Raw genomic sequence first — 22212 nt, 5'->3', positions numbered from 1 at the left:
ATGGTTGCGTTACAAATAGTATGATAATACTATTAATCAGGTTATCATTAAATTTACAATAATAAGCAATACAATGGTCACCAATGTGATAAAACAAAGAATAGGTGACCTTTATTCTTTTAAATATGGCGTATTAAGGTACAACGTATTTTAAAAATCAGGTAGTTGTATGGAAAATCAAAAGTTATCAGTGGTAGAAAAAGTCGGTTTTGGTGCCGGTGATATGGCAGTAAACGTTATGGTTGCTGCATTATTTTATTTTATGTCGTTTTTCTACACCGACATTTATGGCCTCGACCCTGTTGATATGGGTATTTTATTTTTAGTTGCACGTTTTGTTGATGCGTTTACTGACCCATTAATGGGCGTGATTACCGATAAAGTAAAAACTCGCTGGGGGCAGTTCCGCCATTGGTTCTTATTTTTATCTGTGCCCTATGGTATTTCAATCGTCCTGCTATTTACCACTCCAGATTTTGATTACAATATGAAGTTGGTGTGGGCTTACCTTACTTATTTATTTGCCACCTTGATGTTTACCGGTGTAGCAATTCCTTATATTTCGTACATTGGCGTATTAACCGCAGATCCTAAAGAACGTTTATCAGCGAATGGTTTTCGGATGTTTTTTGCCAAAATAGCCAATGTTATTATTGTATTTTCAGTACCTTTACTTGCGTCAATGTGGGGCGGTGGCGATATCGCTCATGGTTATAAACTGGCAATGATTTTAGTGTCTACCTGCGGTGTAGCATTGTTTCTGTTTTGTTTTTTTACTACTCGTGAACGTATTACTCATGAACCACAAACCGAAAGTATACTGACCCAATTTAAAGTGCTGATTAAAAACGATCAATGGTTGCTGCTATGCGCCGCATGTGTACTTGGTACTCTAGGTTATGCAATTCGTGGCAGTGTGGCTATGTACTACGCTAAGTACTATTTAGGTGCTCCTGATCTGGCGGGTACATTTACTAGTGCCGGTATCGCAGCATCAATAGTATCTATGGTGGCAAGTACGTGGATCACCCAACGTTATTGTAAGTTAAAACTATTTAGATGGTCACAAATCGCAGTGTTGTTTATTTCGCTGATAATGTTTTTTGCAGTGCAACCTGGTGATATTTGGTTAGCCTTTGTGTTGTATATCATTTTATCTTTCGTGGTTGATTTGCATGCACCGGTATTTTGGTCCGCGATTGCAGAAGCGGTTGACTATGGCGAAATTAAAGATGGTGTTAGGGCATCAGGCTTGTCATTTGGCGGGATTTCATTTTGCCAAAAAGCCGGTGGTGGTTTAGCGGGTCTTGCCGGTGGTTTACTGTTAGCTTTTTTTGATTACCAGCCAAATATTGAACAAAGTCAATTTACCATGACTGGATTAGCATTAATGCTGACCATAATTCCTGGTGTGTTTCATGCCATTTTGGGCTTTGTGCTATTTAAATACAAAATTACCGATAACTATTATACCGATATGGTTAAAAACCAGCGGTTACCAGAATAATTTTAGGAGCATTTATGTCAACTTTACCTAAACCTTTGATCCCACAACGTGCTGATCCATATATTCATAAGCACACAGATGGTTATTATTACTTTACCGCGTCAGTGCCTGCCTATGATGGCATTGAACTGCGCCGTGCAAAAACCCTAGAAGGGCTTGCAACTGCAACGCCAAAAATGGTCTGGATGAAGCCACAAACAGGTCCATATTCTGAGCTTATTTGGGCTCCTGAGATCCATTTTAATGATGGCGCTTGGTATGTTTATTTTGCCGCAGCACCGAGTCGTGAAATTAAGCACGATTTATTTCAGCATCGTATGTATGCAATTAGCTGTAAAGATGCGGATCCGATTGAAGGCGAGTGGGAGTTTTGCGGTCAAATTGAAACCCCATGGGATACTTTTTGTTTAGATGCCACGACTTTTTATCATAATGATGAGCTTTATTATTGCTGGGCACAAAAAGAACCGGGTGTAAAAGGTAACTCAAATCTGTACTTGGCAAAAATGTCATCACCAACAGAGATCACTGGCGAAATCACCCGTTTAACCATCCCTGAACTTGATTGGGAAATAATTGGTTTTTGGGTGAATGAAGGCCCTAACGTACTTAAACGTAACGGTAAAATATTCTTAACGTATTCAGCCAGTGCCACCGATGAAAACTATGCTATGGGCTTGCTATATGCGGACCTAGATAGTGATTTATTAGATATAAATAGCTGGACTAAAGTGCAAGAGCCGGTATTTCGTAGTAACGAGCCTAAGTCGATGTTTGGCCCCGGGCATAACAGTTTTACGCAAGATGAAAATGGTAACGACGTGCTGGTTTATCACTGTCGTCAATATACTGAAATTGAAGGTGATCCACTGTGGAACCCAGATCGTCATACCTTCACAAAATCACTAAATTGGGATGATAACGGTATGCCTGTTTTTGGTAAGCCTGGCGAACAATAAAAATAACAAAAGGACTCTGTGTATGTTTGTTTTAGCAGTAAAAAAATTACCACACGTTATTAGTTTTTCACTTGCGGTAATGTTGTTATCGGCTTGCAGCGAACACCCTAATGCAGTCGATAAAACTGTTAATACGCATCATACACAGCGCACACCACAACAACTTTTTGCACTTGAGCAAGTTAGCTTAAGTGCAAGCCCATTTTTACATGCCCAGCAAACTAACGTTCGTTATTTATTGGCATTGCACCCAGATCAATTATTAGCCCCTTACTTACGTGAAGCTGGTATCGAGCCCAAAGCGTCATCTTATGGTAATTGGGAAGACTCGGGGCTTGATGGTCACATTGGCGGTCATTATTTATCGGCGTTAAGCCTTGCGTGGGCTGCAACTGGCGATGAAGAACTAAAGCGCCGTTTAGATTACATGTTAAATGAGCTACAACGCGCACAACAGGTTAATGACGGTTATTTAGGAGGCATACCAAATGGTCAAGCGATGTGGCAACAAATCCATGATGGCAATATTAAAGCCGATTTATTTAGTTTAAATGATCGTTGGGTGCCGCTTTATAACATAGACAAAATTTTCCATGGTCTGCGTGATGCTTATTTTATTGCAGGCAGTGAACAAGCAAAAACCATGCTGTTTGATTTAGGCGAATGGTTTTTAAATTTAACCTCTAAGTTAAGCGAGCAGCAGATTCAACAGATGCTGTATTCAGAATATGGCGGTTTAAATGCGGTATTTGCCGATATGGCGACGCTCAGTGGCGATAAGCGTTATCTCAAATTAGCGCAACAGTTTACTCAAAATAGCATTGTCGATCCGCTGTTAAAAAAACAAGATAAGCTAACTGGCTTACATGCTAATACCCAAATTCCAAAAATTATTGGTATGTTGAAGGTCGCTGAGGCCACTGATGATAAAGCGTGGCAACAAGGCGCAGATTATTTTTGGCAAACAGTGACTAAAGAGCGCTCAGTGGCCATTGGTGGTAACAGTGTGCGTGAGCATTTTCACGACAAAAAAGATTTTACCGCGATGGTTGAAGACGTTGAAGGCCCTGAAACCTGTAACACGTACAACATGATGAAACTCAGCAAGCTGCTGTTTCTGAAAACCGCGGACACTCGCTATTTAGAATACTACGAGCGCGCAACCTATAACCATATTTTATCGTCGCAACATCCTGAGCACGGTGGGCTTGTGTACTTTACGCCAATGCGTCCTGGGCACTATCGTATGTATTCATCGGTACAAGATTCAATGTGGTGTTGTGTCGGTTCGGGTATCGAAAATCATAGTAAATACGGTGAGCTTATCTACAGCAAAAAAGACAATAACTTATGGGTAAATCTATTTATTCCAAGTACCCTTGATTGGCAGCAACAGGGCTTAAAAGTAACTCAACAAAGCCATTTTCCTGATGCTAATAATATAACCTTAGTGATTAACACATTAGATAAAAAACATAACTCATCAGCGCAGCTGCATATTCGTAAACCAAGTTGGGTTACTGATGAATTGCAATTTGAACTTAATGGCAAAGCAATAAATGCCACTGCAGAGCAGGGGTATTACGCAATAAAACATGACTGGCATGATGGCGATAAATTAACTTTTTCTTTAGCGCCAAAACTGTACACAGAGCAGTTGCCTGATGACCAAGATTACTATGCGGTATTGTATGGTCCTGTGGTAATGGCAACCAAAGTACAAGCGTTTAAAAATGAGCATTTAAACTTTGTTGCTGATGACAGTCGCATGGGTCATATTGCAGCAGGGCCGACCTGTCCACCCGAAGCACTGCCTATCATGCTCAGTGAACCCGAGCAGTTTATTGCTGATTTAAAGCGAGCCCCTAGCGCAGAACTTGCATTTACCACAGATAAAAATGTCGCCATTGCTCAGCAGGGGATAGGGAGCACACAAACAACTCAGTTAATTCCGTTCTTTAGGCTTCATGATAGTCGCTATCAAGTTTACTGGCCGCAGCAAAGTGAAGCCGAATTTACTCAATTTGTTAAAGATTCAAAAGCGGCTGAACAAGCAAAAGAGCAATTACGTTTATTGACCGTTGACCAAATTACACCGGGCGAGCAACAGCCTGAAGTTGAGCATGACTTTAAAGGTGAAAATACCCGTGCAGGTGTTAATAACGGCCATCATTGGCGTGATGCAACAGGTTGGTTTGAATATAAGCTAACTAACTCAGAGCAGCAGGCAGTTGCACTGCGTATCCGTTACTTTACTGCAGATGTTGGACGTAAGTTTACTATCACAATTAATGGTGAGGTGCTGGCAAAAGTTAGCTTACCTGCTAAGCAAACCGGTGCAGAATTTTACAGTATTGATTATCCATTAACTGATGAAATGAAAAAAGCTAGCTCATTAACACTGCGCTTTAGTGCAATAAAAGGATCGGTTGCTGGTGGTATTTACGGTATTCGTTTAATCAATAATAACTAGTAGGACGAGTATGAGTTTACAGCATTATGACGATGTGCATTCTAAAGTGAGTGTTCGGCGCTACCCGCTCGCAGAGCAATACATAACACAGCCTGGTGTGCATGTAACCGGCTCGGGTTTAATGTATCGAATTATTGAACTGGGAAGTGGCGAACCACCTTCATGGGATGCTACTGTTAAGGTGCAGCAACGCGTGATGACTGCAACAGGGCATGTGCTTTATGATACGCGGCAAATCGAGCAAGTGGCTGAGTATGAGATAGCAGAAGCAATTGAAGGTTTGCAAGAAGCACTCATGCTGATGCCTAAAGGCAGCCGTTATGAACTTTTGATTTTACCGCATCTAGCCTACGATATTTACAGTGTGGCACTGAATGAATCTTTAGCGACAAGCAGTGAGCAGCTTATTTTTATGGATATTAAACTCATTGATTTTAAAGAGTAATATTGGTGCTAGAGCAGTAATTCTTGTGTTAAGAATGCGATATATCAAAACAAAAAACCTGCAAAAAATGCAGGTTTTTAGTGGCTGTTCTTAAGTGTTACTTCTCAATCAGCTTAGTGGTGCGCTTGTTTAGATCTTTGCTATCAACTACTGGCCAGTTATCGTCCCAAGTCATCGGTAGAATACGTAATTTTTGTAAACCGTTATCAGCCGTTTCGTAAGCATGAAGTACTAAGTAATCTTTACCGTCAAAGGTATAAGCGGCATTATGACCAAGCGCTACCCAGTCTTTATTACCTTCGATCACCAGCGAACCACCGCCATTATTTAAGTCACGGCCTTCTTTATCAAGGTATGGGCCTTCTACGTTTTTACTGCGCCCTACACGGACATTGTAAGTGCTGTCTAAACCTTGGCAGCATTTATCAAACGACACAAATAGGTAGTAATAGCCATTCTTTTTAAAGATATATGGTGCTTCTACAGGTCCGTGTTCAGTGTTAGGGCGTGCTGAAATGCTATGCCATTCTTGTGGTTGTGCCAAACGTACCATATCATCGTCAAGTTTCACTAATTTAAGACCGCCCCAAAACGAACCAAAGCTCATCCATGGTGTACCATTGTCATCTTCAACAATCGCTGGATCTATGGCATTCCAGTTATCACGCTCAGGCACAGACTGTATAACTATACCGTGATCTATCCATTTATAATCTGGTGATTTAGGATCTAGAGTTTCGTTAACCGTTACACCGATCGCCGAGGTGTTTTTACCAAACGCAGACACAGAATAATAAAGGTAAAACTTGCCATCTTTTTGGTATACATCCGGCGCCCAAAGGTGGCCACCAAAGTCACTGGCAACTCGTTTTGCCCAGCTCGGCTCGTCTTTAAATACGCGCCCGGTAAGCTGCCAATTTTTCATGTCTTTGGATTCGTAATACGTGATCCCCATACCCGTGCTAAAGACGTAATAGGTATCGCCTTCTTTGGTCATTACAGGGTCGTGTACTTCAACTTGTTTAGCCATGGTATTACTTGCTAAACAAAGTAATGTGCTTGCACCGAGCAGTTTACATGTATGAGCGAACTTTTTTGCGTGTTTCATAGTTGCCTACCTTTTTATTTTAATCATTAAACTTATCAGCTACTATAATATATGTAATACAATATTAACAATGGAAATTAAACTATAAAAATAGGAAATACCATGGCCAAGAATCTGATTGCCACTGCAATTATAAGCGTACTTAGTATGTCATGCTTTTACAGTGTTGCAGAGGCAAATAATAGCCCAACATTAATGCCAATTGATAACCCGATTGTTTTGCAACGCGCTGATCCTTGGTTGGTCCGCGATGAAAAAACCGGTTGTTATACCTTTATTGGTACATCCCCTAAGTTTGACGAAATTGAATTACGTCAAGCTTGTAGACTTAATGACTTGAAGTTAGCTGAACCAAAAGTGATTTGGCATAAAAATGAAAAAGGCCCAATGAGTACCAATATTTGGGCACCAGAGCTACATAAAGTTGATGGCAGTTGGTATATTCATTTTGCAGCGGGTGATGTAGAAAAGCCGTTTAGTATCCGCATGTATGTACTCAAAAATGACAGTGAAAACCCGATGAACGGGCAGTGGCAAGAAATGGGTCAGTTAAAAACCCACCTTGATAGTTTTTCGTTGGACGCTACAACATTTAGCCATAAAGGTAAGCGTTATTTAGTGTGGGCACAACAAAACCAACCCGCAACGTATAACTCCGCATTGTGGATTGCACAAATGGATTCACCAACATCGATAAAAGAGCCAATAGTGAATATTTCAGAGCCAACACTTGATTGGGAAATACAAGGCTATAAGGTGAATGAAGGAGCTGCAGTGATGATCCGTGAGGGGAAAGTGCTACTTACGTATTCTGCCAGTGCCACCGATGATCGATATGCAATGGGCTTGTTATGGGCCGATGCAGATGCTGATTTACTCGACCCCGCAAGCTGGCATAAAAAGCCACAGCCAATTTTTGCAAGTAACGAAAAAGTAGGGCGCTTTGGTCCAGGTCACAATAGTTTTGTAAAAGCAGAGGACGGTGTTACAGACTTACTAATTTACCATAGCCGTGATTATAAAGAGTTACAGGGTACACCCTTAACAGATCCAAATCGCCATGCGCGAGCGCGTATAATAAAGTGGGATGACCAAGGATTTCCTATTCTTTCGCCAGAGTTTCCGGACTAATTATAGAGCTGATAATAAAAAAGGAGCCTGTGGCTCCTTTTTAATGAATTAGGGCTGATTACTCAACAATAATCCCTACAGCATCTAAATAATAGTCTGTCCAACTATTATATTGCCCTTGTAACCACATAATCACTTTATGTTGATCAGAGTTGACTATCATAGGGCGTAAATTTTCATTGTGCTTATCATGTGTTAACTGCTGCCACTGAATACTTTTAGTATCATCATCAAGCCCAATGTGTGCGCTAAATATTTGATGCGGCATTGATAAAGACTCACCTGTCGTAGGATTTACATTACTTGAAATAACCACGTGAGAAGGGTCGCTAGGATCCACAGTGATTAAGCCTGTATAGCTGGCTTCACGGTCATATAAACGGCTTCCTGCAAACGCAACTTCACGGTCATGCCATTTTTTGCCATCCCAAGATGCAATACGATAGCGCTGATCTTGATTATTTAAATAATAAGTATAAGCAACGTGTGGATAGCCTTTATCATCAAATGCTACTGAGCTGGTCCAAGCGCTTTTTTCAACACTTAAATCAACACCGCGGAAGGTTCCGCCGCCACCTTGAAATAATTTCTCTGCTTCGGAGGGTTTTAGCGGACCTTCCTTTTTCAGGTTTTTAATCAATGTGCCATCCACGTTATAGAAATTACCATCTCGAAACTCAGAATAATAAATGCTGTTACCAAAATCACGCGGATGAGCGTCAGTAAATGACAAACCTATGGTGTCTTTGCCATTCCCTGCATAGCGTGCATACGGTCTTTGTACGCCTGGGACTTCATTTTGAATGAGATGAACATGTTCATCGCTCCAGGTAGCACCATCGTCTTTTGATGTAACATACGTTGGATTCCAATCAATACCGCGATAAAGGTTATAAAGTGTTCCTTCATCGGATAAGTCATATAAGTTCATGTAGGTTACGTTGGCAGGACTTTGTATCGTTTTCTCTTCGCCCCAATTTAAAAAATTGTCAGAATTTGAAATACGGTAGTAATGTGCTTTTTCACTATTATGACGTGCGTAAACGGTTAATACACTGCCATCAGGACGCGCATAAAAAACCGGTGAGTTATGATCATCATGGTCAAATTCAGTTTTTAATGTGGTACGACCGAGTAGTTGCTTTTTATCAAGGTCGTAGACACCTACCGCAGCGTCACCCACACCATTGCCAGCAACGCTACCGATAATTAATTTACCGTTTTGGATAATGGCGCGGGGATCTTGAAACCAACACCACCCTGCATTATGCATTAACGTTTGAATTGTATTGTGAGCGACGTGTTTTTTTGGTTTTTCATCTTCAAGTAGTTTATACACTTCACTACCGGCTGCTAAAAATGCTCCAACACCATACACTTCAGTGTAATCTGGAAATGAATCTCCAGGAGCTGCGCCTACAGGCTGTACGAAGGCGAGCATGCCTTCAGCGGTGACTGAATTTTGCAGCGCTTGCCATGCTTTCATTAACGCTGGACGGTAAGTGACTTTATCTAAGTAACCTTGGTTGATACCCCATGCAATACCATATGCATAAAACGACGTACCGCTGGTTTCTTTTATTGGGTAACCTTCGGTTCCACCTAATAATCCCATTGACCATGTGCCATCTTCACGTTGGATTTCAATTAAACGTGCCGCCATTCTTTTATACAAATTAATGTAAAAATCGCGCTTTTCCCAAGTAACTGGTAAGTCAGGTATCATCAAAGCTAATCCACCAAATACCCAGCCATTGCCACGAGCCCAAAAAACGTCTTCGCCATTTTTTTCGTGTTTATCAAAGAAACTAGAATCACGCCAAAATAGCTGATCTTTCTCACTCCACAATAGGTCATACGTGGCGTGGTACTCTTGATCCATAAAGTCTAAGTATTTTTCTTCACCGGTAATTTTAGCTAAACGTGCCCATACAGGCGGTGCCATAAATAATGCATCACACCAGCCCCAACGATCATGGGCATGAGTATTTTCGGCAAGCCAATCAAGTGTGCCGGTTTTTGGGTGAGCCAAAATCCAATCAAATTGCTTACGTGTTGGTTCAAGCATTTCTGGTTGGTGGAAGTCTTCGTATAAAGACAGATAAAATTGACCTACCGTTTGATCATCGGCGTGATAAGGGCGCTGGTGAAGTTTCCAGTCATTTCGCTGACCAATTTCCATTAAAAAGTTTGTATATTTATCATCATCAGCAATTTTACGCCATTCGTTCATACCCGCGTAAAGGGCACCATGATGCCACTCTAAATCATGATATTGCTCGCGATTCATCCACTGTGGTGGTTTGCGTGGCAGCGCGCGGTATTTACCTTCTTCGTCAAAATGTGCAATTTGCCAGTCTGCTACTTTTTTCGTTAATGACTTTACAGATTCTGCGGTTACTTGTTTGTTTTTATCTTTGGCTAAATAGTTACTCGCATAATCTTGCCATTGTTTGAAGGTTGTTATGTCACCCGCTTTTGACCAAGCAAAACCAGCATAATAGGTAATTTCACCCGCTTTATTCGTTTGCGCAACAAGCAGTGCATGCGAACGATCTTTCTTATCACTTTGTTGTAAAATATAATGAGTGTGGGTAAATTTAGGTAATAGTACAGATGTACCCACTTGGCTACCGTCAATGGTTTCCCACGTTGTTATTGCATCACCTTCAGAGTTGACATGTGCTTGTGCTTTACCATCATGGGTAGTGACACCGACAGCAACTTTAAGTTGAATGGGTTGACCATTGTGCGTAAATTGGCTGTGTACTTTATAAAATTGGCTACCTTTTTCAAGTGTGTAGCGTTTTTTCTCGGTGATGTCTTTATCGTTATACTGGTAAGTGAGCTCAAAAACGACTTTATCAGCGGTTTTTTCTATTATTGAATAATCAGTATACACATTGGGCTGTATCAGTCTGTCGCTTTTATCGGCATTTTCATCCCATAGGGCCATTGAGCCACAGCCTAATGAATTACCAACATGATAAGGGTCGTAACCTTCACCATGATCTTCATGATAAGAGATACCTTCTCGTTCTCCTTTATACCATTTATTAATAATTGGGTAATCAACCCGTTTAAGCCAGCAGTCAGTACCGTTGTTTTCAGCAGAGTCTGTTAAAGCAGGCCCATAAACGCGAAAGGCAACCTTATCATTTTCAAACGCAAAGTCGTCCATACGCTCAGGAACAAAGCGTGCTTCTACACTTTTTTGGGGAATTATTGAGGAGCAGCTACTGAGTAATACTAGAGAACTTATAGATGCAATTTTAAGCAGAGTGTTCATCATCACCTCTTTATGATTGTTCATTAATTGGCACTGAGGCTAACAACACGAGAGGAAGCTAGATAGCCTGATTAATGAGTGTCTTTATCTGTGTGCAAAAAAGGGAGTGATAACACTCCCTATAAACGTGGGAACAACTAATTAAGTTTTACCAGAAGCGGTAGTAAATAAACGCAGTGATACCGATGATCCCCGCAGTATGAATGTAATCCCACTTATCTAATCCGGCAGCCACTTCTTTTAAAGTATCTTTGCCGATACTTGAGAAGGTTAAGCCTTTAAGCTGCTCTTCACTGGCGGGTTTAGTGAAAAAACTCACCACAATCATTATCGCTACCACCACTACAAACAGTAAAATGCAGTAGTAAAGCCAGTTCATGTCGGTGATCCACGCAAGCGGTGTACCGCTGATAGCATCTTTGAAAGGCAATAGTACTAATCTGATCATACCTAACACAAACCCAGACACTAAACCGATAAAACCAGCATCAGGAGTAAAACGTTTACTGCATATACCTAGCAAGAACACGGCGGCAATACCAGGGGCTATTAACGATTGAACGCTTTGTAAGTACTCATAAAGTACATCAGCAATTAAGCTCATAATGGGGATCCACAATAAGCCTAAAATAACAATTGCAACGGTTGCCAAGCGGCCAACTTTTAACAGATGCTTTTCGCTCGATTCGGGTTTGAATTTTTTATAGAAATCGATAGTAAATAACGTCGCTGATGAGTTAAATAACGACGCTAACGAGCTCATTAATGCTGCAACGAGGCCACCAATTACGATGCCTTTGACGCCGGATGGGAGTAATTCGGCAACCAATGTAGGAAACGCTTGGTCCGCACTGTCATAACTAATAATGCCTTTAACTTTTAGTGCATAGGCAATCATGCCCGGTACTAAAAAGATAAAAATAGGTAATAGCTTTAAGTAACCTGCAAACATAGTACCGCGACGAGCTTCTTTAATACCTTTCGCCGACAGTACCCGTTGTACGATATATTGGTCGGTACACCAGTACCAAAAACCAATGATAAATGAACCAAATACGATCCCCGGCCACGGAAACTCGGTATCTGAGGCACTGCGAATTAAATGCATGTTCATATCGTTTATGCGTTCAACTTCAGACCACCCGCCGACTTTATCCAAACCGACAACTAAGATCACCACAGAGCCAATAATAAGTACTGGCGTTTGTAAAACAGAGGTCCACATGATGGCTTTCATACCCCCGAGTACAGTATAGATACCGGTGATCACTACTAAAGCAATGGCTGAGATCCAGAAGAAATCAATGCCCCAAATGCTTTCAATTCCTAAAATAGTTTTAAACGCGATGCCGCCAGCATAAACAGTCACCGCAACTTTAGTCAGTACATAACTGATCAAGGAAATAACCGATAAAAAAGTGCGTGATTTTGAATTATAGCGACGCTCTAAAAACTCCGGCATGGTATATACTTTACTGCTCCAGTAAAAAGGCACAAACACCCAACCAAGTAATAAAATAATCCACGATTGCATTTCCCAGTGGGCTAATGCCATGCCTGATTGTGCACCTGCACCAGATAAACCAACGAGGTGTTCTGAGCCAATATTTGAGGCAAAAATTGACGCACCAATAACTAACCAACTCGCATTACGCCCAGCTAAAAAATAATCTGTAGTATCTTCTTCTTTTTGTCTCATCGAGACGACGACAACGGCTAATAACAAAACAAAAAATCCCGCTAACACTAGCCAGTCGAGTGTACTTAATTCGATCATCTTTAATTCCATCTAAGCCCGGAGATCAATCCGGATTATTTGTGTGTATAAAAATATTATAATACAAATGAGGTGAATGAAAGAGATTTGTTAAAAATTAGTAATGCTTTAAATTTTTATGTTTTCAGCAATTACACAGTTCAAACAGCGGAAAAAAGTATTTACAGTAGCATTGTCAAAGATTTGCCTGATGACGCGGTAAGGTTATAGTAGTATCATAGAATAAGTATTTTTAAAGGAACTGTTTATGGCACGCATTGAAAATTTAAATTTGTCGCAACAGGTAACCAATGAGTTAGGTAAAGCCATTATTAATGGTCATTACACTGCTGAAACGGGTTTACCTACTGAAGCAAAATTATGTGAAGAGTATGGCATTAGTCGTACTGCTATTCGTGAAGCAGTGAAAATGCTTGCTGCCAAAGGGCTTATTTCATCGCGCCCGCGCCAAGGCATTCGGGTTGAACCAGCAAACACATGGAATTTATACGACACCAGCGTATTAAAATGGTTGCTCGATAGTAGCCCGACCTTATATGTGTTAAAAGAATTTTTACAAGTACGCTTAGCTATTGAACCGCAAGCAGCGGCACTTGCAGCAAGACGTGCTGATAAAGGCGCAATTGCAGAGATTGCGATTGCAGTTGAAAAAATGCAAGCGGCGGCTGATGCCTCCGATGGCGAAATCCATGAAAGTGATTTAGCTTTTCATACCGCAATTTTGTTTGCCAGCGGTAATCGTTTTTTCTTTCAATTGCGTGATTTTATTTGTACTGCTCTTAACGTTAGTATTCAGCATACAACACCCGCGAAAGGTAATAAAAAAGCCATTGCGGATGAACACTTTAAAGTGTATCAAGCAATTTTAAATGGTGAGCCTGAGCGCGCTAAAAACATGATGACGTACATGATTGACGAAGCTATGTCATTTATTGAAAAAGAAATAGCTGAAAAAGAGTCACAAAACGAATCGAAGTAACCATGTTTTGTTAATGAATTATCTTAATACTTAAGGAAATCATGCCAGTCTCAACATCACACACAACAAGTTATCCAAGTCTCGCTGGTAAAAGTGTTTTTATTACCGGCGGTGCAACGGGGATCGGTGAAGTCATGGTAAAACGCTTTTGTCAGCAGCATGCAAAAGTAACTTTTATTGATATTGCCAAACAGCAAGGTGAGCAATTGTGCAGCCAGTTAGCTGGCCTGTATCGCTTTGATCCGCAGTATATTTACTGTGACCTTCGTGACATTGAACAATTAAAAGCCGCTATTGAAACAACGGGTAAAACACAAGGTGAGATCAGCGTATTGATCAACAATGCCGCTGACGATACTCGCCACGTTGCCGATACCATGAGTGTTGAATATTGGGATGATAAGTTAGCCGTTAATTTACGGCCATGCTTTTTTTCGGCGCAAGCCGTAGCTCCGCAAATGCAGCGAATTGGTGGTGGTAGCATTATCAATATGGGCTCAGTGAGTTGGCGTATTAAGCAAACGGGCATGCCAGCTTATACGACCGCCAAAGCAGGAATTGAAGGACTAACCCGCTCATTAGCTGCGACTTATGGTAAAGATAATATTCGTATTAACACCTTAGTGCCTGGCTGGGTGATGACCGAACGGCAAATAACGCATTGGTTAACTCCAGATATGATTGAAAATGTTAGACATAATCAATGTATAAATGAAACATTACAGGCGGATGATATTGTCAATGCCGCATTATTTTTAGCCGCAGACGACAGTAAAATGATGACCGCACAATCACTTGTTGTTGATGCAGGTTGGACTTAAAACTCAATAAAAAAATTTACCTAACGCCAATGATATTATAATATTAGGATATTCTTGTCTGTAAATTAGTCAAACCTAGTTAAATAAGGTAGAAACGCGTTGCCCGATATCGTATTAGTTTATTTTATATTAATAATAGGCGCATGCTTACAATGCGTGATTGGGTTTGGTCTTGGCTTATTGTGCGCACCTATTTTATACTGGCTTATGCCAGAGTTAGTGCCAGGGCCAATGATTTTAAATGCTTTATTACTCACCTCAATTCTTGCCATAAAGCACCGTGGCGCAATAGATCTAAAGCAAACCGGCTATTCAATTTTTGGTGGCGCCGTAGGAGTGTTAATTGCTGCAGCGGTAATGTTGCATGTTGATCCCCATCAGTATCGTATTTTACTCGGTTGTTGTTTACTAATTGCAGTTGCGTTATCACTTACAGGTTGGTCGCCTAAGCTTACCTTTATCTCTAATGTACTGGCATCACTAGCATCCGGTTTTATTGGTACTACCACATCCGCAGGCGGCGCTCCGATGGGACTACTTTATCAAGCGCAAAATAAAGATAAAATCAAAGCTAACTTAAGTATTTTCTTCGTGTTTATTAATTTATTTGGGATCACTGCGCTGCTGCTTACGGGCACCGCTGACTCTAATGACTTACTGCTATTTATTGAATGCTTACCCGCCATTTTAATTGGTTGGGGGCTTTCATACTTGTTAAATAATACAATTAATGAACAAGCCACGCGTATTTTAATTATTATTGTGGCGACTTTTTCAGGGCTGGCACTGATTTTCTTTCAACGTTAAAATAGCGCAATAAACTCACATGCTGTTTTAAGGTAAATAATGGCGATTAACTCGATTAAAATGATCATTCCTTGCCAATGTTTACTTGGCGAAGGGCCATATTACAGCGCATCGCTAAAGTGTTTATTTTGGGTCGATATTTTAGACAAACTACTTTACCGTTTTGATTGCCAGCAACAAACAGTGTGCCGTTACCCGATGGAGCAGGCTATTTGTTGGATAATGGAAACCACCGAACAGCGTTTAATCGCAGGTTTTGAGCGCGGCATTTATTACCTTGATAACAACACGTTCCAACCTAGTGAGTTGTATCCACTGGCTACTCTTGCAGTAAATAACCGTTTAAATGATGCCAAAACCGACCGCAACGGGCATGTGTTTTTCGGCACTATGGATAAACATGAACAACACAATACTGGGGCGTTGTATCGCTTTGGTCAGCAACAAACGCCAACCATTGTTGATAGCAATTATGTGATCAGTAATGGCCCTGCAATAAGTAAAAACGGCCGTATTTTATATTCAACAGAATCATCCACCCGCACTATTTATCAATTTGATTTAAATGAGCAAGGTGAGCTTAGCAATAAGCGAGTATTTGTAAAATTTGACGAGACAATGGGCTTTCCCGATGGCATGACAGTCGATAACGACAATCACTTGTGGGTCGCGTCTTGGAATGGCCACGGCCTTTATCGTTTTTGTGAAAATGGCACTATCGTGCATTTTTATCGACTTCCCGCACCTAGGATCACCAGCCTCACTTTTTTTGGCGATGATCTAACAACCATCGCCGTTACCTCCGCCCGTACTGGCCTAGAACCTGAGATACTAAAACAATACCCCTACAGCGGCGCCGTATTTATTTTAACGGCAAGCGTCAAAGGGATCGCAGAAAGCCCAGCACAACTGTAATTAAGTAGATCCAAATAAACGATGTATCCCCTTGTTATTAGAGGTCGCACACGAAAGTATGTTTAATTTTTGACCTACAACAAGCCGTTCAGGGGAGTATAACTACAACGATTTAGCTTTGAATGAACCAGACACGATACCTTGCTTAAGCCTTTATTTTGAACTTTAAAAATATGGTATACAAACAGTGGGTACAATATGTCATGTTTTATAAGATAAGTTACCTTATTTAATCTAACTGTCCGTTTAAAATTTTTTTGCTGATATTCTATTGTTCACTGCAACGCAGGCAGCTTACAGCTTGGGTGACGATGGACCGACAAAAATATCGGGAATATTTTTGAACTGCGAAGCAGACCTTTATGGCGAAGGGCAGGAAGCCTAAAGTAAACGACATATCTAGTAAAGAGTGCAGCCTGAGGAAGTGAGTTCATGGCAGATTTTTGTTCCCGACAAAATCTAAGTACCTAAATCCATTTAGGCAATGACCGATGTAACCAAGCTCCATGGACGGATTGTTAACAGCGCGGTTTATCTGAAATTAAGTTCACTTTGATTTGTCGCGAGGTAAACTCGCTGCTACGAATACATGGCTCTAATGCTCTTCATCAAAGATTTGAATTTGATTGCGGCCTGATTTTTTTGCTACGTAGAGTGCGCTGTCGGCGGCGAGGATCATCATATCTGCGGTGGTATGTTTATCTGGTGTACAGCTGTAACATCCGATGCTGAGGGTGAGGTGGTCGGCGATGTTTGAATTTGGGTGCAGGATATTTAGTTGACTGATTTGCTGTTGCAGTAATTTGGCAAATTTTAAACAGTGGGTTTTATCAATGCTGGGTAACACAATTGCAAATTCTTCTCCGCCGTAGCGGGCTGCTAAATCACCTTGTCGCTTACATAAGTTATGTAGTGCATGGGCAACTTGTTTGAGCGCTTCATCGCCTTGCTGGTGGCCATGATTGTCGTTATAAAGTTTAAAATAATCGATATCACAAATGATTAAACTCAATGGTTGATTTGAGCGTGTTGCACGTTGAATTTCATTAAGTAATGTTTGATCAAAACAGCGACGATTGGCGATATTTGTTAGGCTGTCGAGGTTTGCTTGTGATTGCAGTTCTTGGTTGACCAATAGTAATTGTTGTTGAGCTTGCTCTAAGCGTTGTTTATACAGAACGTTTTTGAGTGCATTGGCAATAATTTCACCCACCAGTTTGATCCGCATAAGATCGGTGTCGGTCCAGTGGCGTATATGTGTTACGCAATCACAGCCAATAAAACCAAACAAGGAGTTCTCAGAGCGAAGCCCAATGCATAAAACAGATTTGATCCCTTCGGATTCAAATTCAGCTTTTTCGGCTGCAGCGGCTGGAGGGAGTAAATTAACATTCGGTACCTTAAAAACGTGCTTTTCGTTCATCATAGTAAAAAAGTACGGTAGTAAATCTTGCTGAATACCTTGCAGCTTTTCTTTAAATGGCTTGATCTGTGTATTAACCCATTCATGGGTATTACTCATTTCTTTGCCGTCTTCGCTAAATTGAAATAAATAGCTGCGGTCAGCATCACAAAATGTACCTATGGTTTTTAAAGCACTTTCGATTTGTTGGTCTAGATTATCTATCTGTATATCAATTAGTTGCGTTGATATTTTTGCTATTACTTCGTCAAAGTCAGCTTGCACAGAACACGATGAGTGTGATTTTAACACCAGCATCATTAATTGTGGGCCAATTAGACTGTAGGTGACTGTTACACAGGATATTGTGTGTTTTGTGGCGATATTATAGGTTTGTTCGGTGTTATTTTGGGGAGTTAAAAAGGTGTGATAATCAACAATCGTGTGGTTTTCTGTTTGTTTAATAGATAAGTGCTGAAACGCTTTTTCTACTGGACTTATTGCCGGCATTAAATTTAGTAACTGTTGGCTCAATGCATTGGCGTGCAGCGTGTCTGTTTGTTGATCAAACAATACGATTGCAAGTGGTAAGGCTTGTAAAGATTGCCAAATTTCGTCTACAGAATACTGTCTCACTGGATTTCCAACTTCCTATTAACAAATTAAGCTTACATTCAATTTTAAGAAAATGGTACTTTAATTAGCCGTTTTATATATAAATTAACTCGATATTAAGTTTTTAGTGCGTTTGACTGATGGAAGTACTACAATTGATACTGTATATCATTACTCTTTTAACGTTTCTTAGAATGATGACTCTTAGCACACTAAAGCACAGGTAAAACCGCCTTTCATGACCGACATTACAACTCACCAAGCATCACGACGTAGATTATTAATTGCATTAGCCATCACTAGCTCATTTATGATTATCCAAGTGATTGGTGCCTATTATGCAAACTCTCTTGCTGTATTAGCCGATGCAGGGCATTTATTTGTTCATAATAGTTCTTTATTTATTGCTTTGATCGCATCGAGCTTAGCGATTCATTTAGCTAAAAACTACAACGATGGTTATCAAAAAGCAGAGTTGACCGGTGGTTTGATCAATGGCTGTTTATATTTGGCGATCAGCCTGGTGATTTTATACGAAGGCGGCGAGCGCTTTGTACATCACCATGAAGGACAAGGGCCAGTTGTCAATAGTTATTTAATGTCGGTTATTGCCGCCACTGGATTTTTATTTCACGGTGCCGCAGCATGGGTATTATATAAAGGTAGAAAGGCCAGCTTTAATGTTTATGCGGTATTTTTACATTCATTTTTTGATTTGATTTCAACCGTGTCTACGTTTATCGCCGGTATACTTATTTATCTAACGGGTTGGAGTGTTATTGATATTTTATCAAGCATGTTGATTGCGTTATTTGTTTTGTTTACAGGCGTAAAAGTAATTGTTGGTTGTGTTAAAGGTCTGCGTTTAAATAAAGCAAAACTACCTGATGTGGCCGATATTGAAAGTGCCATAGGGCAAGTTGAGCACGTAGAAAATGTACATAATGTTACGGTTATGCGCCGCGATAAGGAGTTAGTTGTAGGGGCGCATGTGGTACTTAAACAACATTGCACTAAAGAAAAACATGATGAAGCATGTCGACTTAAAGTTGAGCAATTGTTAGCCCAGCAATTTAATGTTGGTAATAGCGTTTTACAAATCGAAAGCCATGGTTGTCAGCATTAAATACAAGTAGTTAACTTGGCAAAATGCGTTTTTTCTTTTACTTTTAGATATAGTCTATTTTATTCGGAAGCAAACATTGCCGTTTTCTCAGCATCGATACTTTGCATTTAGCTGCACCATACTTTTGGGCGTGTTGGCCGGCTTTGTTAATTTACTGCCATTTTGGTTTCTAGACAGCTCTGAATTTTTATTTGGTCAGCTTTTTGTTTTAATTTGTTTGTTGCTATTTGGCTTACGCTACGCGTTAATTGCTTGCGCTATCAGTGCGGCTTTTATTTTTTATCGCTGGGGGCATTGTTGGCCATCAATCGTATTTGTTGGCGAAGTACTTTGGCTGTATCATTTTAGCTTTAAAGCCGCACGGCTGCTGTTTATCCGCGGTATTATTTATTGGCTGTTAATAGGTATTCCACTGCTGGGGCTAATTGGTTATTTTATCATTGAGCTACCCATACTTGCTATAGTAACAGCCTTAGTTAAGTACTTCTTAAATGCCGCTATTGTTTTATGTGTTATTGATTTATTGAGCTTTTTCTTTATTCAGCAGGTATGGCAAAAGCGACCAAATTCGTTGTATAAAATTCTTAATTACATTGTAAGCATTCTCATCATTTTAGTGGTGTTATTAACCTCCATTGTACTTACCAACAATCATTACGCGCGTATCGAATACGAAGTGAAGGCGCAGCTTTCTGAAAAATCTGAAGACATTGCCGAAAAAATCGACCTGTATTTAAATGACTATCGCCGTGGCATCGTATTAACTGCAAAAGCCATAGAGCAGGGGGTTGATAAACAGTTAGCACTGAGTCATTTGATGGCACTATACCCTAACTTTCTTACATCAATGGTTACGGATGAAAACGCAATTGCGCGGATATTTTACCCACTTAGTTTACAAGAAAGCTTAAAAGGTAGCGATTTATCGGTTGCCGATCGGGATTACTTTACAATAGGTAAAGACTCGCCAACAGGCTATATTTCTAATGTTTTTAGGGGCCGAGGATTTGGTAATGAACCTATTGTTGGTGTTTCTGCACCAGTGCATATTAACGGGCGTTTTCGGGGAGTTGTTGAAGGCTCGTTAGTGTTGGGCTCATTTTTGCAATTTAGGCCAACCATATTTGATAATGATGGTGAATTGATAATTCTTGATGCCAAAAAACAAGTGGTATTTAGCACCTTGCCTAATCATTATTCGGTATTGACTCAGCTCACTGAAGATAAATTTACCCAGTTAAAAGGTGATCAACAAGCCATTATGACCACCGACATTGATGGTGAACAATATTACGTAAAAATATATTTATCACAGCATCAAGGCTGGTATGTGGCAAGCTTATTAAAACGTAAATACGCTAATCTTGTGGCGGCAAGTGCGTGGGGGCAATCACTGTTACTGACTTTTGTGGTGATTATTTTGATCAGTATTTTTATCACCCAGTTGAGCCGTTGGTTGGTAAGGCCAATAGAAGAGCTTACCGAACAAATCGATGCCTTTGATCCTAAAGCTGATATCAGTGATTTACAGACTCAAAATAATGCGTGGCTGGAAGTACTGAGTTTACAGCAGCAATTTGCAACTTTAGCATTTAAATTGACCAGCAACTTTAAAGATCTAGAACAAGTAAATACTGAAAATGCAGCACTTAATCTGCATTTAAAACAGTTTAATGTAGAGTTAGAGTATCAAGTAAATGAAAAAACAGATGAATTAGTTAAAGCTGTGGCAACTGCAAATCAGGCCAGTAAAGCTAAATCACAATTTTTAGCGAATATGAGTCATGAAATTCGCACCCCGTTGAACGGTATTATGGGGCTGACTGATATTTTACTTAATGCTGATGACGTGAAGTTGGAATACCGTGAACAGTTGCAAATGATACAGCAAAGCGCAAAAAATCTATTATTGATTTTAAACGATATTTTAGATTTTTCTAAAATTGAGGCGGGGGCGGTCAAACTAGATATTCATATAGTTAATGTACGAAAACTGCTTACCCAGTTAGCGCAGGTGTTTACAAATACTGGCGTACAGCCAGGCGTTGAATTTGTATTAAATATTGCCCCGTCAGTACCAGATGTGGTGCAGTTAGATTCATTAAGGTTAAGCCAAATTGTCAATAACTTGTTGAGTAATGCTGGGAAATTCACGAAAACTGGCAGTATAACTATGAACATTGATTATGCTGATAATCATTTGTCTGTGGCTGTAATAGACACAGGTATTGGTATTTCTGGGCAGCAGCAATCATCGTTGTTTAGTGAGTTTACTCAAGCAGATATTTCAACCACGCGGCAATATGGTGGTACTGGTTTAGGCTTGGCTATTTGTAAGCGAATAGTTCAGTTAATGGGGGGCAAGCTTAAATTACACAGCGAAATTGGCAAAGGCAGTTGCTTTACTATCACCATTCCTGTTGAGGTGGCGCAACTCAGTGACGAAGTTGACATACAGCAAAACATCCCTGATTTAACTGGATTGAAAGTATTACTGGTAGAAGATAACCAAATCAATCAAATCGTTATTGCTAAAATGCTCAGTGATACTCATTGCACCTTAGAGGTTGCTAACGATGGTGAAAAAGCACTGGCGTGCTTACAACACAACATGGCCGATATTATTTTGATGGATTGCCAAATGCCTATTATGGATGGGTACCAGTGCACAGCTGAAATCCGTAACAATGGTGCTCAATTTGGCCCTGTGGTTATTATAGCCATTACTGCTAATGCTTTTGAAGACGATCAAAAACGTTGTTTAGAAGTGGGTATGGACGATTTTATTGCCAAACCGGTCGATCGTGCCCAACTTTTTCAATGCCTTAAAAAGTGGGCTGATACATTGAGTTAACTAG

The 22212-nt window shown here is 40.3% G+C and carries 15 protein-coding genes; 11 read left to right on the top strand and 4 right to left on the bottom strand.

What is annotated here, in order from left to right; genetic code table 11:
* Positions 1 to 169: 169 nt before the first annotated feature.
* From H5183_RS02765 to H5183_RS02750, 4 genes are read left to right on the top strand one after another with little or no spacing between them, the layout of a single operon-like run.
* Positions 170 to 1507 (top strand): MFS transporter, encoded by a 1338-nt coding sequence (locus H5183_RS02765; protein ID WP_145234145.1) that lies wholly within the window; start codon positions 170 to 172, stop codon positions 1505 to 1507.
* A 14-nt stretch (positions 1508 to 1521) separates the two neighbouring features.
* Positions 1522 to 2466, top strand: a complete 945-nt coding sequence (locus H5183_RS02760) for a glycoside hydrolase family 43 protein (RefSeq protein ID WP_182730874.1) — start codon at positions 1522 to 1524, stop codon at positions 2464 to 2466.
* Positions 2467 to 2488: 22 nt separating this feature from the next.
* Positions 2489 to 4939 carry a glycoside hydrolase family 127 protein gene (locus H5183_RS02755; RefSeq protein WP_182730873.1) on the top strand — a complete coding sequence of 817 codons (2451 nt, stop codon included), beginning with the start codon at positions 2489 to 2491 and terminating at the stop codon, positions 4937 to 4939.
* Positions 4940 to 4949: 10 nt separating this feature from the next.
* A complete protein-coding gene (locus tag H5183_RS02750; RefSeq protein WP_145234141.1) occupies positions 4950 to 5384 on the top strand; it encodes an FKBP-type peptidyl-prolyl cis-trans isomerase in 435 nt (144 codons plus the stop codon).
* Between the two features lie 97 nt (positions 5385 to 5481).
* Here the strand turns inward: H5183_RS02750 and H5183_RS02745 are convergent, their stop codons facing one another.
* Positions 5482 to 6492, bottom strand: a complete 1011-nt coding sequence (locus H5183_RS02745) for an arabinan endo-1,5-alpha-L-arabinosidase (RefSeq protein WP_149980056.1) — start codon at positions 6490 to 6492, stop codon at positions 5482 to 5484.
* A 102-nt stretch (positions 6493 to 6594) separates the two neighbouring features.
* On the opposite strand from H5183_RS02745, the gene H5183_RS02740 reads away from it, so the two are divergent.
* Positions 6595 to 7623 (top strand): family 43 glycosylhydrolase, encoded by a 1029-nt coding sequence (locus tag H5183_RS02740; RefSeq protein WP_182730872.1) that lies wholly within the window; start codon positions 6595 to 6597, stop codon positions 7621 to 7623.
* Between the two features lie 58 nt (positions 7624 to 7681).
* Here the strand turns inward: H5183_RS02740 and H5183_RS02735 are convergent, their stop codons facing one another.
* Entirely contained in the window at positions 7682 to 10936 is a 3255-nt protein-coding gene (locus H5183_RS02735) for a glycoside hydrolase family 88 protein (RefSeq protein WP_259397090.1), read from the bottom strand.
* Between the two features lie 124 nt (positions 10937 to 11060).
* Positions 11061 to 12689, bottom strand: a complete 1629-nt coding sequence (locus H5183_RS02730; RefSeq protein WP_182730871.1) for a sodium:solute symporter — start codon at positions 12687 to 12689, stop codon at positions 11061 to 11063.
* A gap of 247 nt (positions 12690 to 12936) precedes the next feature.
* Between H5183_RS02730 and H5183_RS02725 the strand changes: the two genes are divergently transcribed.
* The 4 genes from H5183_RS02725 to H5183_RS02710 all read left to right on the top strand — a co-directional run bounded on the left by H5183_RS02725 (position 12937) and on the right by H5183_RS02710 (position 16211).
* Entirely contained in the window at positions 12937 to 13668 is a 732-nt protein-coding gene (locus tag H5183_RS02725; protein WP_145234132.1) for a FadR/GntR family transcriptional regulator, read from the top strand.
* 41 nt (positions 13669 to 13709) lie between these two features.
* Entirely contained in the window at positions 13710 to 14489 is a 780-nt protein-coding gene (locus tag H5183_RS02720) for an SDR family NAD(P)-dependent oxidoreductase (protein WP_182730870.1), read from the top strand.
* Between the two features lie 99 nt (positions 14490 to 14588).
* Positions 14589 to 15296 carry a sulfite exporter TauE/SafE family protein gene (locus tag H5183_RS02715; RefSeq protein ID WP_145234128.1) on the top strand — a complete coding sequence of 236 codons (708 nt, stop codon included), beginning with the start codon at positions 14589 to 14591 and terminating at the stop codon, positions 15294 to 15296.
* 39 nt (positions 15297 to 15335) lie between these two features.
* Positions 15336 to 16211 (top strand): SMP-30/gluconolactonase/LRE family protein, encoded by an 876-nt coding sequence (locus tag H5183_RS02710; RefSeq protein ID WP_182730869.1) that lies wholly within the window; start codon positions 15336 to 15338, stop codon positions 16209 to 16211.
* A 595-nt stretch (positions 16212 to 16806) separates the two neighbouring features.
* On the opposite strand, the gene H5183_RS02705 is transcribed toward H5183_RS02710, so the two are convergent.
* On the bottom strand, positions 16807 to 18249 hold the full coding sequence (locus H5183_RS02705) for a diguanylate cyclase domain-containing protein (protein WP_182730868.1): 1443 nt from the start codon (positions 18247 to 18249) through the stop codon (positions 16807 to 16809).
* A 217-nt stretch (positions 18250 to 18466) separates the two neighbouring features.
* On the opposite strand from H5183_RS02705, the gene H5183_RS02700 reads away from it, so the two are divergent.
* Positions 18467 to 19354, top strand: a complete 888-nt coding sequence (locus tag H5183_RS02700) for a cation diffusion facilitator family transporter (RefSeq protein ID WP_145236287.1) — start codon at positions 18467 to 18469, stop codon at positions 19352 to 19354.
* A 76-nt stretch (positions 19355 to 19430) separates the two neighbouring features.
* Entirely contained in the window at positions 19431 to 22208 is a 2778-nt protein-coding gene (locus H5183_RS02695) for an ATP-binding protein (protein ID WP_182730867.1), read from the top strand.
* Positions 22209 to 22212 lie beyond the last annotated feature (4 nt).

Origin of the sequence: Pseudoalteromonas sp. SR44-8 (assembly GCF_014163635.1) — a bacterium.
Classification (GTDB): Bacteria; Pseudomonadota; Gammaproteobacteria; order Enterobacterales; family Alteromonadaceae; genus Pseudoalteromonas; species Pseudoalteromonas rhizosphaerae.
Note: the sequence above shows the minus strand (reverse complement) of the source record. Positions and strands in the feature narration are given on the sequence as shown.